The 16564-nt window shown below is 66.5% G+C and carries 9 protein-coding genes; 3 read left to right on the top strand and 6 right to left on the bottom strand.

Annotation, left to right across the window (positions count from 1 at the left end; translation table 11 throughout):
* Positions 1–241: 241 nt before the first annotated feature.
* From M2299_RS19705 to M2299_RS19680, 6 genes are all read right to left on the bottom strand, one after another.
* Positions 242–3286 carry an autotransporter domain-containing protein gene (locus tag M2299_RS19705; RefSeq protein ID WP_280884868.1) on the bottom strand — a complete coding sequence of 1015 codons (3045 nt, stop codon included), beginning with the start codon at positions 3284–3286 and terminating at the stop codon, positions 242–244.
* Positions 3287–3644: 358 nt separating this feature from the next.
* Complete coding sequence (locus M2299_RS19700) at positions 3645–4712, bottom strand: heparan-alpha-glucosaminide N-acetyltransferase domain-containing protein (protein WP_280884867.1); 1068 nt, start codon at positions 4710–4712, stop codon at positions 3645–3647.
* Between the two features lie 2 nt (positions 4713–4714).
* Positions 4715–5863 (bottom strand): N-acetylglucosamine-6-phosphate deacetylase, encoded by a 1149-nt coding sequence (nagA, locus tag M2299_RS19695; RefSeq protein ID WP_280884866.1) that lies wholly within the window; start codon positions 5861–5863, stop codon positions 4715–4717.
* Entirely contained in the window at positions 5863–6891 is a 1029-nt protein-coding gene (locus tag M2299_RS19690; RefSeq protein WP_025878683.1) for an SIS domain-containing protein, read from the bottom strand. Before M2299_RS19690 ends, nagA begins: the two co-directional genes overlap by 1 nt.
* A 7-nt stretch (positions 6892–6898) precedes the next feature.
* Positions 6899–7966 carry a LacI family DNA-binding transcriptional regulator gene (locus tag M2299_RS19685; protein WP_025878684.1) on the bottom strand — a complete coding sequence of 356 codons (1068 nt, stop codon included), beginning with the start codon at positions 7964–7966 and terminating at the stop codon, positions 6899–6901.
* A 39-nt stretch (positions 7967–8005) separates the two neighbouring features.
* Positions 8006–9298, bottom strand: a complete 1293-nt coding sequence (locus tag M2299_RS19680) for a sugar MFS transporter (RefSeq protein ID WP_025878685.1) — start codon at positions 9296–9298, stop codon at positions 8006–8008.
* A 384-nt stretch (positions 9299–9682) separates the two neighbouring features.
* On the opposite strand from M2299_RS19680, the gene M2299_RS19675 reads away from it, so the two are divergent.
* The 3 genes from M2299_RS19675 (at position 9683) to M2299_RS19665 (ending at position 15975) form a co-directional block, all read left to right on the top strand.
* The gene (locus tag M2299_RS19675) at positions 9683–10699 is read left to right on the top strand and encodes a glucokinase family protein (protein WP_033832013.1); all 1017 of its coding nucleotides are present in this window, start codon (positions 9683–9685) and stop codon (positions 10697–10699) included.
* 142 nt (positions 10700–10841) lie between these two features.
* Positions 10842–13505, top strand: a complete 2664-nt coding sequence (locus tag M2299_RS19670) for a TonB-dependent receptor (protein WP_032975386.1) — start codon at positions 10842–10844, stop codon at positions 13503–13505.
* Positions 13506–13617: 112 nt separating this feature from the next.
* Positions 13618–15975 carry a family 20 glycosylhydrolase gene (locus tag M2299_RS19665; RefSeq protein ID WP_280884865.1) on the top strand — a complete coding sequence of 786 codons (2358 nt, stop codon included), beginning with the start codon at positions 13618–13620 and terminating at the stop codon, positions 15973–15975.
* The last annotated feature ends 589 nt before the right edge of the window (positions 15976–16564 follow it).

Genomic DNA, 16564 nt, shown 5'->3' with positions numbered 1-16564 from the left:
GAGGTCGACACCTACCAGAGCGGGTCATGGCGCTGGAGGGATTCGTGTCGACCGAGGTCGACACCTACCAGAGCAGGTCATGGCGCTGGAGGGATTCGTGTCGACCGAGGTCGACACCCACCAGAGCGGATCATGGCGCCGGGGGGATTCGTGCCGACCTGGGTCGGCACCCACCAGAGCGGGTCATGGCGTCGGTTGGATTCGTGTCGACCAAGGTCGACACCCACCCAAGCGGAGGTCCTCACCAGTCAGCGCGCAGGCCGATGTTGCCTTCGATGATGCGGCGCTTGCCGTTGTCGCTGCCACCCACCTCGCGGGTGTAGTCGGCCACGGCATATGCGCTGATCGTGCGGTTGAAGCGCCCGACCACGCCGACACCGGCCTCCACAGCACGCGAGCGTTGCGAATTGATGATCGCGTCGCTGTCGAACAGGATGCGGTCCTCGCCCGAACGGCCATGCCAGTAGTTCAACTTGAAGTACGGCTGCCAGCCGTTGTCGGCCAACTGGTAATCGCCCGCCAGGCGCAGGCCGACGCGGCCGGTCCAGGCGTTGTCGTTGTCGAAGGAAACGGTGGACACCAGATCACGCTGGTCATCCAGTGAACTGCGCTGCCAGATCACCTGCAGCTGCGGTTCCAGCCACCACGTTGACTGCCCGAACTGCAGCAGTGGCTTGCCCGCTTCCAGCGACAGCGTGGTGCCATCGCCCTTGAGGTCGATGCCCAGCCCGCGCGAGGAGCGCGTGCGGCCGTCATAGCGGCTCTGCATCGCCACCGCGTCGATGTAGCCGCCGCTGCTGTCGGTCAACGTCCAGTACAGGCCCACGTGCTTGTCGTCCAATCGGCTCTGGCCCACCAGAACATTGTCCCAGCCCACGGCCAGGCCGGTGATCCTGCCATCGGCGCGAGTGCGGCCGACGAACACGCCGATCTGGTTGCGGTGGCTGTCACCGCTGGCAGCCCACACATCCAGGCCTGCCTGCACACCCATCACGTCACCATCGAAGCCGGGCCGTGCATCGCCTTTCCAGTGGATCTCGCTGCTCTGCCCGACCAGCCGTCCCCATGCCGTGCGGAAGGCGCCCTGGTTGTACAGCAGGCGCTGTTCGCCCTGGCGCTCATGGAAGGTCCCCAGGCTGGCCAGCGAGGTCTCGCGCAGCAGCGGTGGCACCACGGCGTAGGCCGCGGTCTCCAGGCGGTAGAGCGGCACCAGGCCGTTCTCGTTCGGCGCGGCGGGCCTTGCCCCCGCACTGGGCGGCGGCGAACCGGTGCCGGGCAGGCTGCCACCGGCCACCGGCACGTCCGGTACGGGTGGATCACTGGGCGGCGCTACCGGCGCAGGTTCCGGCGGCGGTGGCGGCGGTGCCGTCTCGCCTGCGGTCAGGTCCGGATCGGTGGCGCCCTCTGGCGGCGGTGGGGGTGCCGGGGGAATCGGCGGCGGTGGCGCCACCGGGGGCGTCGGCGGTGGCGGTGGCAGTACTTCGCCGCCGCCGTTCGGCGCGGGCGTCGGCCCTGCCGCCAATGTCGAACGCAGGTACCAGTTCTCGCCGGTGCCGGCGCTGACGCCGCCCTTGAACAGGAAATACTCGTAGGCACCGGCCGAGACCGGTGCGAACAACGAGAACGCGCTTGGCGCGGTGGTTGCGCCGTTCAGCGCCTGCACCACCAGGATACCGTCGACCAGCGTGGCCGCTCCTCCGCCACCGGTGTTGATGATGCCAAGGCCGGTGCTGCCGGTGGCGGTGCCGCCATCAAAGACCAGGCGGTCGCTGGCTGAGTCGTCCGCACCCAGCACGGTCTGCAGGTACACGCCACCGCCGTCGCCGCGATAGTTGCCACGGATGGTGAAGGCATCGCCGGCGCCGCTGTTGTTGGTCAGATCAACGCGCCCGGCGTTGACCATGTTCACCAGCGCAGCTGCCGCGAACGGACGGATCGCATGGTTGCCGCCACCGCCGAACAGCGTGCTGGTCTCGTCCACGTTCAAGCTGCCGGTGCCGGTGGCACTGTCGCCCAGCACCAGGTCGCCATCGAAGGTGAGCTCGGTGCTGCTGGCCAGGCTGATCGCTTCCCAGTTCTGGAAGCGCCCGACACCAGCGGTCTTGACGTTGTTGAAGCTGAGGCGATCGCTGCCGGTGCCACCATCGAACAGCGGTACAGCGCCGAGGTTGGCCTGGTTGAGATTGCCCAGGGTCGCGACGTCATCGTCGGGACCCATGTCGATGGCGCCGTAGACAATGCCGCCGCCATTCCAGTTGAAGGTGTCGTTGCCGGTACTCAGCAGCACCTGGCCACGCACCGTGCCACCGGTGATGGTGACGCTGTCGACGCCGCCACTGACGCTGATGTTGCCGCCGATGTAGGCGTCGTTGGAGATGATGATGGTGTCGGTGTCGAAGCCGGTGACCACGTTGCCGTCGACGGTGCCGCCGGACATGTCCCACAGGTTCTTGTCCAGTTTCATGTTGACGCGGCCGATGCGGCCGCCGGTCATCCACGCCTGGTCGCCATCTTCGAACGCGCCGACGATGCGGCCACCGCTCATGCGGAAGGTGTCGATGTTGTCGCCCTGCTGCAGGGCGCCGATGGTGCCGCCGGTCATGACGAAATCATCCCGGCCACTGCCCTGCGTCACCAGCCCGGTGATGGTGCCGGCGTTGACGGTCAGCTGGTCATCGCCATTGCCCTGGTCGAGGCTGTCGATGGTGCCGCCGCTGAGCAGGAGCACGTCGTTGCCATCGCCCTGCTGCACGCCACCGCTGATGCTGCCGCCCAGCATCTGCAGACGATCGTTGCCGGCACCGAACTGCACGCCGCTGCTGCCACTGATGGTGCCGCGGTTGACCAGCTCGCTGTCGCCGGCACCGCTGAACTGCAGTGCGATACCGCTGCCGGAACTGATGCTGCCGGTGTTGTCGACGCGGCTGCCGCCGCCAAGCTGTACCGCGGTACCGCTCGCCGAGCTGATGGTGCCGAGATTGGTGAGCACGTGCCCGCCCGCGCCGAGCAGGGAGACGGCGCTGCCCGCGCCGGCCTGCTGCAGCTGCGCGCCATTGCCAACATTCACGGTGATGCCTGCCGCGCCACTGGCGCTGATGGCTGCTGTCTCGGGATTGGGGGCGGTGCTGCTGCAGGTGACGGTCTGCCCGGCCACGGGAGCCGTCGTATCGCACCCGGCCCAGGCGGCAGGGGCGGACAGGGCAAGCAGCGAGGGCATCGCCAGAATCTGCAGCAGGGAAACGGTCAAGTGTCGCTGGCGGAACCCGCGCGGGACGACATGGTACATACAGCACTCCTGGGTCGGGGGATCAGGAACTGCGGATGCTCTGTACGACACTGCTGATGCAGTCTGCCCTGCCATGAATGGTTTCGATAGGTGAACTTATCGGCAGTCGGTCACGCTTTCGTTGTGAAACCGGGAAGTAGTCACGCAGCCCGCATGTCGATGAACCGATTCATTTCCCATCGCCCGGATGGAACATCCACGCATGGCGTGGATCTACAGCGGGCATGCCATGTGTGGATGGGCCATGGATCCGCGCCACGCGTGGATGAACCGTGGCGCCACACCACACACGGATGGGCCATGCCCAGTAGATCCACGCCATGCGTGGATGGGCCTTTCTCCACGATGTTTGCCGCGCTCAGATCTTCAGATAAATGCGACGTCGGTCCAACCACCACGCCACGCCCCACCACAGCGCGACGAACGCCAGCGCCTGCAGCATCGAGGCCAGCTCCAGCGCCTGTGGCATTGCTGCGGCCAACTGTTGCCAGACCCAACCCCAGGCGCCGGTGGCCAACAGGATCACCGACATCACCGAGGCACCCAGATAGGCGGTGATGGCGTTGACGCCGAAGCGCCGGCCCAGTGCCGGCCATCCCTTGCGGTCGATCAGCAGGTGGCCCATCCACAACGCCAGCGCGGCCAGGCCACCGGTCCACAGCACGTAGCTGGGCGTCCACAGCTGCTTGTTGAGCGGCAGTACGGTTGCCAGCAGCAGGCCAAGCACGGCGGTGACCGCACCCAGCGCGGCCAATGCACCGGCGCGGCCACTGCGCAGCAGGCCACCGGCCAGCAGGCCCAGCACGGTGCTGGCCAATGCGCCGAGACTGCTCAGCAATCCTTCCGGGTCATGGCCCAGACCGGTATCGGCCTGCCATTGGTAGATCCATGGCGCGAACAAGGTGGTATCCAGGCGACTGGCCGGGTTGGTCCACGGCGCCAGGTCACCCACGCCCAGCAGCAGCGCGGCGTAGCCCACCAGCAGCGCCACCAGCGCGGCCGCCTGCACGCGCGGGCGCGCATACACCGCCAGCACGCCCACCACGGCCGCGCACAGCGCAATGCGCTGCAGCACGCCCCAGATGCGGAAATGGTGAGTGTGCAGTGCCCACCACACCAGCAGGTGCAGCAGCACACCGGCAACGGCGATGCGCAGCGCGCGTTCCAGCACGCCACGTGCAAGCGCAGGCCGTGCGGCCGGATCCAGCGCGCGCGGTGCGACGCTGAAGGCCATCGACACGCCAACAAGGAACAGGAAGAACGGGAACACCAGGTCGGTCGGCGTACAGCCGTGCCAGTCGGAATGGCGCAGCGGTGCGAACACCGCGCTCCAGTCACCGGGGTTGTTGACCAGCAGCATCGCCGCCACGGTCATGCCGCGCAGGGCGTCGATCGAACCCAACCGGCGTGGCGGCGCGCTGCTCATCGTCAGGCCGCCTCGTACTGGCCGGCGATCCACGTACCACGCACCTGCAGCGCGTCGTCCAGCAGCACCAGGTCGGCCTGGTAGCCCTCGGCGATGTAACCCAGGCGATCATCGACATTGAGGAACTGCGCCGGATAGGTCGAGGCCATGCGCGCGGCTTCGGCCAGCGGCTGGCGCAGCAACTGCACGGTGTTGCGCACGGCGGTGGCCATGTCCAGCGCCGAACCGGCCAGCGATCCGGCCGCGTTGCGCACCACGCCGTCGACGGCAGTGATGGTTTCGCCATACAGCACGTAGCTCGGATCGTCGGCACCGACCGGCGGCATCGCATCGGTCACCAGCAGCAGGCGGCCACGCGGCTTGGCCGCCAGCGCCACCCGCAGGCTGGCCGGATGCACGTGCACGCCATCGACGATGATGCCGATCCAGCTGTCGCGATCTTCCAGCGCCGCGCCGACTGCGCCGGGTTCGCGGCCCTGCAGCGGCGACATCGCGTTGTACAGATGGGTGAAGCCACGCACGCCGGCATCGAGGCCGGCACGGATCTCTTCATAGGTGCCGGCCGTGTGGCCAGCGGCGACGATCACACCGCGCTCGACCAGCGCGCGGATGGTCTCCAGCGGCACGCGCTCGGGCGCCAGGGTCAGCAGGGTCACGCCGTTGTCCAGCGACGACGCCAGTTCGATTTCCTGCTCGTCCGGCACGCGGAACTTGCTGGCATCGTGCGTGCCCTTGCGCGCCGGTGCGATGTACGGGCCTTCCAGGTGGATGCCGATCACGCCGGGCACGCCCTGTGCGATCGCCTGGCGCATCGCGCCGATCGCCTCGCGCATCACGACCAGGTCGTCACTGATCAGGGTCGGCAGCATCGCCGTGGTGCCGAAGCGGCGATGCGCACGGGCAATCGTGTGCAGCGACTCGACGTCGGGCGTGTTGTTGAACAGCGCGCCGCCACCGCCATTGACCTGTACATCGATGAAGCCGGGCAGCAGCCAGCCACCGCCCAGATCCACCTGCTCGTCGGCCGTACCCAGCTGCGGCGCCGCGTCGGGCAGCAGCGCGCTGATGTGGCCGTCTTCGATCACCACCGCAAGATCATCGCGGAACTCATCGCCGGCAAGAATGCGGGCATTGCGCAGGACGGTTGCCATCACACCGTCTCCGTCACCTTGTTCAGATGCGGCGGCAGATCCGGGTTGAAGCCGCGGCGCAGCGCCAGTGCATTGATCGCGCGATAGAAGCTCTGCACCGTCAGCAGCGGCGCGCACAGCGGATGCGGCGCGGCAGCGACCGGCAGGTTGCCGCCGGCACCGGCCAGCCACACCTTGGCGCCACGTGCGGTGAACTCTTCAGCCACGGCACGGGTACCGGCGCCGGTCTCATCGGGCTGTGCAAAGGCCAGCACCGGAAAGCCGCGATCGACCAGCGCCATCGGACCATGCTTGACCTCGGCCGAGCTGTAGGCCTCGGCATGCAGGCTGCAGGTTTCCTTGAACTTCAGCGCCGCTTCCTGCGCCGCGCCCAGGCCGAGGCCACGGCCGAGCACGAACAGGTTGTTGGCCTCCACCAGGCCATCGGTCACCGCGCTCCAGTCGCATTGCCAGGCCTCGCGCATGGCATCGGGCAGCAGGTCCAGAGCGTTGCGCAGCGCGCTGTCCTGCTTCCAGTACGCGGCCAGCTGCAGCAGCGCGGACAACGAAGCGAGGTAGCTCTTGGTCGCCGCCACGCTCTTCTCCACGCCGGCATGCAGCGGAATGACCGTGTCGGCCAGTTGTGCCAGCGGAGAATCCTCGACGTTGACCAGCGCCACCACGCGCGCGCCAGCGGCCTTGGCCGCTTCGGCATTGCGCAGCAGGTCCGGGCTCTTGCCGGACTGCGAGATGACAATGAACAACGCACCGCGCAGCTGCAGCGGTGCCGCGTAGACCGAACCCACCGATGGCGAGGCCGAGGCGACGACCAGGCCCAGCTGGGTTTCCAGCAGGTACTTGCCGTAGGTCGCGGCATGGTCGGAGCTGCCACGTGCGCAGGTCACCACGAACGGCGGCGGCGCAGCGCGCAGGCTGGCTGCCAGCGTCTCCATCACGGCGTGGTTGCGGGCGAACTGGCGGGCAACGACCTCGGCCGCTTCGGCGGCCTCGGCGAACATCAGGGTGGCGGTGGGATCGGACAGCGACATGGCAGGCTCAGGAAGGATCGGAAGGAAGGGGGCGCGCGGCGGCAGGACGCATCGGTGCGGTCGAGCCGCGCACCACCAGTTGCGGCACGAAGCCCTGGTTGTGCAGCGGCGCCGGCGCATCGTCGTAGGCATCGCTGCGCAGCTGTGCGATCAGCAGGCGCGCGGCATGGCGGGCGATGTCTTCGGTGGCTTGCTTGGCGGTGGTCAGCGGCGGCCACGACTGGCGCGAGAACGGACTGTCCTCGAAGCCGGCAATGGACAGGTCGTAGGGCACGTTCATGCCGGCCGACTTCGCTGCGGCAAGCACGCCGGCGGCGATTTCATCGTTGGAACCGAAGATGGCGGTGGGCGGTTCGCGCAGTGCCAGCAGGCGCCGTGCACCGCGGAAACCATCGTCGAAGGTATAGTCGCCCTGCACCACCAGATGCTTGTCCACGGTCATGCCGTAGTCCTTCAGCGCGGCCTCGTAACCGGCGTAGCGTTCGCCCGAAGAACGGTGCGAGGTGCCACCCCAGAGGAAGCCGATACGCTGGTGGCCCAGCTGGATCAGGTGCTCGGTGATTTCATAGGCGGCTTCGCGGTCGTCGACGAACACGCAGGCGCCATCGGCCGGATCTTCGGTGGCGGCGATGATCCGCACCAGCTTGATGCCGCGCGCGGTGAGCGCCTGGACCAGGTCGCGACGTTCGGACATCGGTGCGGTCAGCACCAGCCCGGCCAGGCGCGAGCGCTGCACCCAGTCGGCCAGCTCATCGGCCAGCAGCGGCGAACTGGAATCGCACGGATGGATCTGCAGGCCGAAGCCGGTTTCGCGGCAGGCCGCGAGCACGCCGTTCTGCACGCCGATGATGTGGTACGGGTTGGGGTTGTCGTACACCAGCCCGATCACGAAGGTGGTGCCGCTGCGCAGGTTGCGCGCCGACGGATCGGGTTCGTAGTCGAGCTCGGCAATGGCTCGCAGCACCCGCGCACGGGTGGCCTGCATCACCGAGGGCTCGTTGTTGATCACCCGCGACACCGTCTTCAGCGAGACCTTGGCCTTTTCGGCAACGTCCTTGATGGTCGCTCTGCGCATCGGCTTTTCCTGGGGTTGGCTGCCGTCCATCATCGCCGATCAGACCTTGTCCTGCGGCAGGCCGACGCGATGGCCGACCACCGAGTAGAACAGGATGTACAGGTAGCAGGGCACCATCAGCAGCAGGAACACCAGCTGGAAGTCGATGTGCTGCTTGAGCACGGCAAACAGCTGCGGAATGATCGCGCCGCCGGCGATGCCCATGACCAGCAGCGCCGAACCGGTTTCGGTGAAGCGGCCCAGGCCACGGATCGCCAGCGGGAAGATCGCCGGCCACATCATCGCGTTGGCAAAGCCCAGCAGTGCCACGAAGGCGACCGACACATAGCCGTGGGTGAAGAAGGCGCCCAGGCAGAACAGCACGCCCAGTACCGCCGAGACGGTCAGGTAGCGCGACTGCGAGACCACTCGCGGGATCAACACCAGGCCGACCACGTAGCCGATGAGCATCGCAAACAGGGTGAACGCGGTGAACATCTTGGTCTGGTCCAGCGGCAGGTCGAAGCCATGACCGTAGGTACCGATGGCATCTCCGGCCATCACTTCCACGCCCACGTAGACGAACAGGCAGAGCACGCCCAGCCACAGATGCGGGAACTGGAAGATGCTGCTGCGCTCGGCCTTGCCTGGCACGCCGGCCGGTGTGGCATTGGCCTCGGAGGCCTTGATTTCGGGCAGCGGCGAGAACAATACCGCCACCGCCAGCAGCACCAGCAAACCGGCCATGGCCAGATACGGCGCGTGGATCTTGGCCGCGAACTGGTTGAGCAGCGTGGCCTTGGTGGCCGCATCGGCGGCCTGCACCTGAGCGTCGAGATCACCGATGCCATGCAGCACCAGGGTGCCGATCAATATCGGCGCAAGGATGCCGGCGATCTTGTTGCAGATGCCCATCATCGCGATGCGCCGTGCGGCGGTTTCGATCGGGCCGAGGATGGAGATGTACGGGTTGATCGCGGTCTGCAGCAGCGCAAGGCCGCTACCGATCACGAACAGGCCGCCCAGTGCACCGGGATACCAGCGCTGGGTGGCGAATTCACCGAACAACGCCGCACCACCGGCCATCACCAGCAGGCTCAGGCTCAGGCCTTTTTTCATGCCGGTGCGGCGCAGGATCCACGACGCCGGCAGGGCCAGGAAGAAGTAGGACAGGTAGAACACCATCAGCACCAGGAAGGCGCCGACCTCGCTCAGCTCGAAGGCGAGTTTGACGAAGGTGATCAACGGGCCGTTGAGCCAGGTGAAGAAGCCGATCAGGAAGAACAGCACGCCGACGATGGCGATGGACGAGGCCACGTTCGGGCGTGCGCTTGCAGCGGGGACGGCTGACATCAGGAAGGCTCCTGCGGCGACGGCCGCAGAACGCGGCGTCGGAGAGTGGCTGGGAACAACGTTGTCACATTCTTTCGATGGACAGCGACCGTTTGTCAACTTCCCTGCACGGGTCACCACACCTCATGTTGCACTGCGCAAGCGCGCTGCACGGCCATCCGCTGAATGCGCTTGGCCCTTGAAGCCCCTTGCTGCAACGGTTCCGCCCGGGATGCAGTACTCACGCCATGTAAACGTTTACGGCGATCTGCATTCGTTGCGGCGCAGCAACGAAAGTGTCACGAACTCGTTGACATCGTTGTCAACGCGGTTACAGACTCCGCCCAATCGCCGGCTCCATCGTTGCCCTTCCCGGGGCCGGCCCCACCTGCAGCAGGAGCCCGCGTGACCGCCAGCCATCCCGCCCCGGCCCATGTCCTGTCCCGCGTCGCGCCCTCGTTCCTGGCTGCCGACGTTGGCGGCACCCATGTGCGTGTCGCCCGGGTCCAGGCCAGCGGCGACGATGCCCATCCGGTGCAGGTGCTCGATTACCGCAAGTACCGCAACGCCGACCACGCCGGGCTCAGCGCGATCCTCGCCGACTTCCTGGCCGAAGGCCCACGCCCGTCGCATTGCGTGGTCGCCACCGCCGGCTACGCCCGCGAAGACGGCACGGTGATCACCGCCAACGTGCCGTGGCCGTTGTCGGCGCGGCAGATCGAGGCCGACGTCGGCCTGCAGCGGGTGCACATCGTCAACGACTTCGAAGCGGTGGCCTACGCAGCCGCGCAGGTCGATGCCAGCGGCGTGCTGCACCTGTGCGGCCCGGAAACGGCGCCGCGCGGCCCGACCCTGGTGGTCGGCCCCGGCACGGGCCTGGGCGCGGCGCTGTGGATTCCCACCGCCAACGGCCCGGTGGTGCTCGCCACCGAAGCCGGGCAGCCGACCCTGGCCGCCAGCACCGAACTGGAAATGGCGATTGTCCGCCACATGCAGCGCGACCGCGCGCACGTGTCGATCGAACATGCCCTTTCCGGTCCCGGCCTGATGAACCTGTACCGCGCGATATGCGCGCTGCAGGGGCAGGCACCGGCGCTGGCCAGCCCCGATGCGGTCACCGCTGCGGCGATGACCGGCACCGATCCGCTGGCGCGTCAGGCGCTGGATGTGTTCTGCGGCCTGCTCGGCAGCACCATCGGCGACATGGCCCTGTTCTATGGCGCCCACGGCGGGGTCTACCTGGCCGGCGGGATCCTGCCGCAGATCCGCGAGTACCTGCGTACCAGCACCTTCGTCGAACGCTACCTGCAGAAGGGGCCGATGGGCGAGGCGCTGGCACGCATCCCGGTGAAGGTGGTCGAGCACGGACAGCTGGGCGTGATCGGCGCTGCCAGCTGGTACCTGCTCCACGCCGACGCCTGAACCTGCAATCGGCTTCAACGCAATCGCAGCACGCAGTACGTGGCACGCCAATGCCGGGACATCGCCGCCGCCCCGCGCACGTCATCACAACCGCAATCCCATATCGCCGCCGGCATCCAATCGAGTGATGAGGAGAGACATCATGAATACCCGCAAGACCTTGCTTTCGGCCGCCATCGTCAGCTGCATCGCCTTCAGTGCGCACGCGCAGCAGGCCGCCCCGACCGCCACCGATCTGGACACCGTCACCGTTACCGGTATCCGCGGTTCGATGGAGAAGTCGCTGGACACCAAGCGCGAAGCCAATGCGCGCGTGGAAGTGGTCACCGCCGAAGACGTGGGCAAGCTGCCGGCGCACAACGTCGCCGATACCCTGCAGCGCCTGCCGGGCGTCAACATCAGCTCGTCCAGCGCCGATGAGGGCGGCTTCGACGAAGCCGACCGTGTCAGCCTGCGCGGCACCAGCCCCAGCCTCACCCAGACCCTGATCAACGGCCACACCGTCGGTTCGGCCGACTGGTTCGTGCTCAGCCAGGGCAACAACGTCGGCCGCAGCGTCAGCTACTCGCTGCTGCCGTCGGAACTGGTCAGCTCGGTGGAAGTGAACAAGTCCTCGCAGGCCAAGCTGCAGGACGGTGGCACCACCGGTACCGTCAACATCATCACCCGCAAGCCGCTGGAGTTCTCCAAGCAGTTCACCGCTGAAGGCTCGATCGGCATGGTGCGTTCGGACCAGGCCAAGTCCAACGACCCGCAGTACTCGGCATTGTTCAACTACAAGAACGAAGAAAACACCTTCGGCGTGATGGTGCAGGGCTTCAGCCAGAAGCGCGAACTGCGCCGTGAAGCGCAGGAAATTCCGGGTGGCTTCTTCCAGATCGGTCCCAAGGATCCGGTGGCCCTGACCAATCCGGACCTGATCGGCGTCAACGTTCCCGGCCTGCTGGGTTCGACCCTGTTCGAACAGACCCGCGAGCGCAAGGGCGGCCTGGTCTCGCTGCAGTTCAAGCCGACCGACACCCTCACCCTGGGCCTGAATGGTTTCAGCTCCGAGCTGAAGGCGAACAACTACAACCGCAACTTCATGATGTTCGGCAACAGCTTCGCCAAGGTGCAGGCGCCGAACCCGGGCTATGTGGTCAAGGATGGCGTGCTGACCAACGCCACCTACGCAGGCGTGCCGGGCACCAACTACGCGGTGTACGACATGATCTACCGCGAGTCGAAGGCCAAGTCGAGCTACGTCACCTTCGATGCCGACTGGCAGATCAGCGACAGCCTGACCGCCAAGTTCCAGGCCGGCAGCACCAAGGGCACCGGTGAGACCCCGCGCCAGTACATCGCCGAGGTCACCCTGGCCGGCGGCGGTGGCGCCAGCTGGGCCACGCACGGCAGCGGCTCGCCGATCGACTGGAACGTCGGCGGCGACCTCTCGCCCAACGGCGTCACCAGCTTCGGCACCTGGGGCAACCAGCAGGTCACCGCTGAAGACAAGGAGAAGTGGGCCACGCTCGACTTCAACCAGTACTTCAACGACGGCGGCGTGCTGAGCTCGCTCGATTTCGGTGTGCGCTTTGCCGATCACAAGCGCGAAGCACTGTCGCCGGAAGGCGCGACCCCGGGTGACATCTGGAGTGCACTGAAGAACGGCGCCACCTCCAACTACCCGAACGGTTTTGCCGGCGATATCGGCGGCACCTTCCCGCGCAACATCTGGTACTTCACCCCCGGTGCGCTGAAGGAGGCGGTGACCAACAACTCCACCTGGCTGGCGGGCAACGACGGTCCGACCGGTCGCCACAACTACGGTGCCGAGTGGCGGGTGAAGGAAAAGAACTTCGCCGGCTACGTGCAGGCCAATTTCCGCGGTGACTGGTGGAGCGGCAACCTGGGCCTGCGCTACGTCAACATCAAGCAGGACATCGATACCTACAACGCCGTCAGCAATGCTGCCGATGCGGATGTCAGCAGCCTGTTCGGCATGTGGGAACGCATGGCCTTCCAGAACAAGCGCAACCGCGTGCTGCCCAGCGCCAACATCAAGTTCGACCTGGACGACAACCTCGTGCTGCGCGTGGCCGCGTCGCAGACCCAGACCCTGCCGGACTACTCGGCACTGGGCGCGTCCTCGTACGGTTCCGACCTGAACCGGACCGGCGGCGGCGGCAACCCGAACCTCAAGCCGACCCTGTCCACCAACCTGGATGCCAACCTGGAGTGGTACTTCATGCCGCGCGGCCTGTTGTCGATCGGCGCCTACCACATGGACCTGAAGGACTACATCGCCTTCGACGTCGTCTCGCGCCAGCTGTACAGCGAACTGACCAACCAGCTTGAGACCTACCAGATCTCCACCCCGATCAATGCCGACGGCAAGGTCACCGGCGTGGAAGTGGCCTACGAGCAGCCGATCGGCGAATACTTCGGCGTCAACGCCAACTACACCTACGCCAACGGCACGACCGCGCATACCTGGTCCGATGGTTCGCACAACCTGCTGGGCACCTCGAAGAACACCTACAACGTGGGCGCGTACTTCGAGAACGAGCGCTTCGGCGCACGGGTCAGCTATACCCACCGTTCCTCGTTCCTGATCAGCCTGTCGGGCACCAACCCGTACTACCAGGATGACTTCGGCACGCTGTCGGCGTCGCTGAGCTTCAAGGCCACCGACTGGCTGAGCATCAGCCTGGATGGCCTGAACCTCAACAACCCGACCTACAAGTACTACCAGACCGCGGCCATTCCGACCTCGTTCTACAGCAACGGTCGCCAGTACTACCTGAACTTCCGCTTCAAGTACTGATCCAGCGGCAGCCTCATCGCCGAGTCGTGCACGCACGCCGGGCCTGGGTCATTCCGGGCCCGGCGTTTTTCATGTATAGCGAACATCGCACCCGATCCAAGGAGTCCTTCCGATGACGAAGCCCACCCGCGCCAGGATGCGCAGCCTTCTGTTGCTGGGCAGCCTGCTGGCCGCCCTGCCTGTGCTGCCGGCACTGGCCGCCGATGCCCCGGCACTCGATACCGGCCCTGGCCCGCAGCTGCGCGCCGGCAGCCTGATGTTGATTCCCGCACCGGCCAACGTGCAGCGCGGCAACGGCGCGGGCATCACCGTGGGCGCCGCTACCGTGCTGCATGCCGATGGCGAAGCCGCACAGCGTGTGGCCGCACAGTTCGCCGACCTGCTGGCGCGCAGTGGTGGGCCGCGACTGGCCGTGGCCAACGGCAAGGCCGCCGCCAAGGGCAACAGCATCCGCTTCCAGATCGTGCCGACCTTCCGCGACAGCGGCGAGAGCTACACGCTGGAAAGCACCGCGCAGGGCGTGCTGGTGCAGGCCGGCAACGAGACCGGCCTGTTCTACGGCGCCACCACCCTGGCCCAGCTCGCCACCGGCGGCAGCAACGGCGTGCTGCCGGCCGTGCAGATCCAGGATGCGCCGCGCTTCAGCTGGCGTGGCTTCATGCTCGACTCGGCACGGCACTTCCAGAGCCTGGACGAGATCAAGCGCGTGCTCGATGCGATGGCCGTGCACAAGCTCAACACCTTCCATTGGCACCTGACCGACGACCAGGGCTGGCGCATGGAGATCAAGCGCTACCCGAAGCTCACCGAAGTCGGCAGCTGCCGCCTTCCGGCCGGTGATGGCGGCATCGATCCGGTCAGTGGCAAGGAGCATCCGTACTGCGGCTTCTACACGCAGGACCAGATCCGCGAAGTGATCACCTACGCCGCCAAGCTGCATATCCAGGTCATTCCGGAGATCGATGTACCCGGCCACGCCACCGCTGCCATCGCCGCCTATCCGGAACTGGGTACGATCGACACGCCGTTGAAGCCGTTGAGCGAATGGGGCGTGTTCCCGAACCTGTTCAACGTTGAGGACGGCACCGTTACCTTCCTGGAAAACGTGCTGGAAGAAGTGATCCAGCTGTTCCCGGCCAGGTATGTGCATGTGGGTGGCGACGAGGCGGTGAAGGACCAGTGGGAAGCATCAAAACAGGTGCAGCAGCGCATGCGCGCGCTGGGGATCAAGGATGAGATGGCCATGCAGAGCCACATCATCAAGCGCCTGGAGACTTTCCTGGAACAACACGACCGCCGCCTGATCGGCTGGGACGAAATCCTTGAGGGCGGCCTGCCGCCGCAGGCCACGGTAATGTCCTGGCGCGGCACCGAAGGCGGCCTTGCTGCGGCCAGCGCCGGCCACGATGTGGTGATGTCGCCGGTCAGCCACCTGTACCTGGATTACCTGCAGACGTCCTCGCCGAACGAACCGCCGGGCCGGCCGACGCAGGTGAACCTGGCCAAGCTCTACAACTACGAACCGGTGCCGGCCGAACTGGCCGCCGACAAGCGCGGGCACATCCTCGGCCTGCAGGCGAACATGTTCACCGAGCACACGCGCACCTACGCGCGTCTGCAGCACAACCTGTTCCCGCGCCTGGCCGCCGTGGCCGAGACCGGCTGGAGCACGCCGGAGCATCGCGATTTCCGCGACTTCCTGGCCCGCCTGCCCTCGCAGCTGCAGCGCTATCGGGCCTGGGGCCTGGCCTACGCGCAGACGCCGTTCGAAGTGGGCGTGGCCTACACCGATGACCGCGCGGCGAATACGGTGACCGTGTCGCTGGCCAATCCACTGGGCTATGAAGTGCGCTACAGCAGCGACGGCAAGCCGGTGACCGCGCAATCGCCGCTGTACCGGCAGCCACTGACGTCCACGCTGCCGGCGACGGTGCAGGCTGCCGCCTTCTACCAGGGCCAGCCGCTGGCTGCGAAGCCGACGGTGGCGGCGTACACCGCGCAGTCGCTGCTGTCGCGGCACAGCGAAGCACTGCGCAGCTGCGTCGGCGAGAAGGGCCTTGTCCTGCGCCTGGAAGATGATGGTCCGCGCGAAGGTGCGCGTGCGGTGTTCACCGTCGACATCTTCCAGCCGTGCTGGCGTTGGCCGCAGGCACAGCTGGATGGCATCGGCAGCGTGGAAGTGCGCGCGGGCCGCATTCCGTACTACTTCCAGCTGGCCCACGACGAGCCGAAGCGTCGCTTCGAAAAGGCCCGGAGCGCGCACGGCGAAATGCTGATCCGCCGCGGTGACTGCACCGGCAAGGTCCTGGCGCAGGTGCCGCTGCCGGCGCAGACCGATGCCGACGGCTTCGTGACCCTGCGCGCGGCTTTGCCGAAGGGCACCTCGGGCACGGGCGATCTGTGCATCAACTTCACCGGCGACACGCGCCCGGCGATGTGGGTGCTGGATGAGGTGACGCTGGGGAAATAACGGCGGACACGCATGGCGTGGATCTACAGTAGAGCCAGGCCATGCCTGGCTGCCTTTGGTAGACGCCAACCTTGGTTGGCGCCGCCGAGATCCATCCACGCATGGCGTGGATCTACTGTAGAGCCAGGCTATGCCTGGCTGCCTTGGTAGATGCCAACCTTGGTTGGCGCCAGCGAGATCCATCCACGCATGGCGTGGGTCTACGGTAGAGCCAGGCCATGCCCGGCTGCCTTCGGTAGACGCCAGCCTTGGTTGACGCCGGCGAGATTCATCCACGCATGGCGTGGATCTACTGCAGAGCCAGGCCATGCCTGGCTGACTTCGGTAGACGCCAACCTTGGTTGGCGCCGGCGAGATCCATCCACGCATCGCGTGGATCTACCGTAGAGCCAGGCCATGCCTGGTTGCCTTTGGTAGACGCCAACCTTGGTTGGCGCCGGCGAGATTCATCCACGCATGGCGTGGATCTACAGTAGAGCCAGGCCATGCCTGGCTGCCTTTGGTAGACGCCAACCTTGGTTGGCGCCGGCGAGATTCATCCACGCATGGCGTGGATCTACAGTAGAGCCAGGCCATGCCTGGCTGCCTT

The sequence above is a fragment of the Stenotrophomonas sp. 1278 genome (assembly GCF_029892765.1).
GTDB classification, from domain to species: Bacteria; Pseudomonadota; Gammaproteobacteria; order Xanthomonadales; family Xanthomonadaceae; genus Stenotrophomonas; species Stenotrophomonas indicatrix.
The sequence above is the reverse complement of the archived record's forward strand: the minus strand, read 5'-3'. Positions and strand labels throughout refer to the sequence as shown.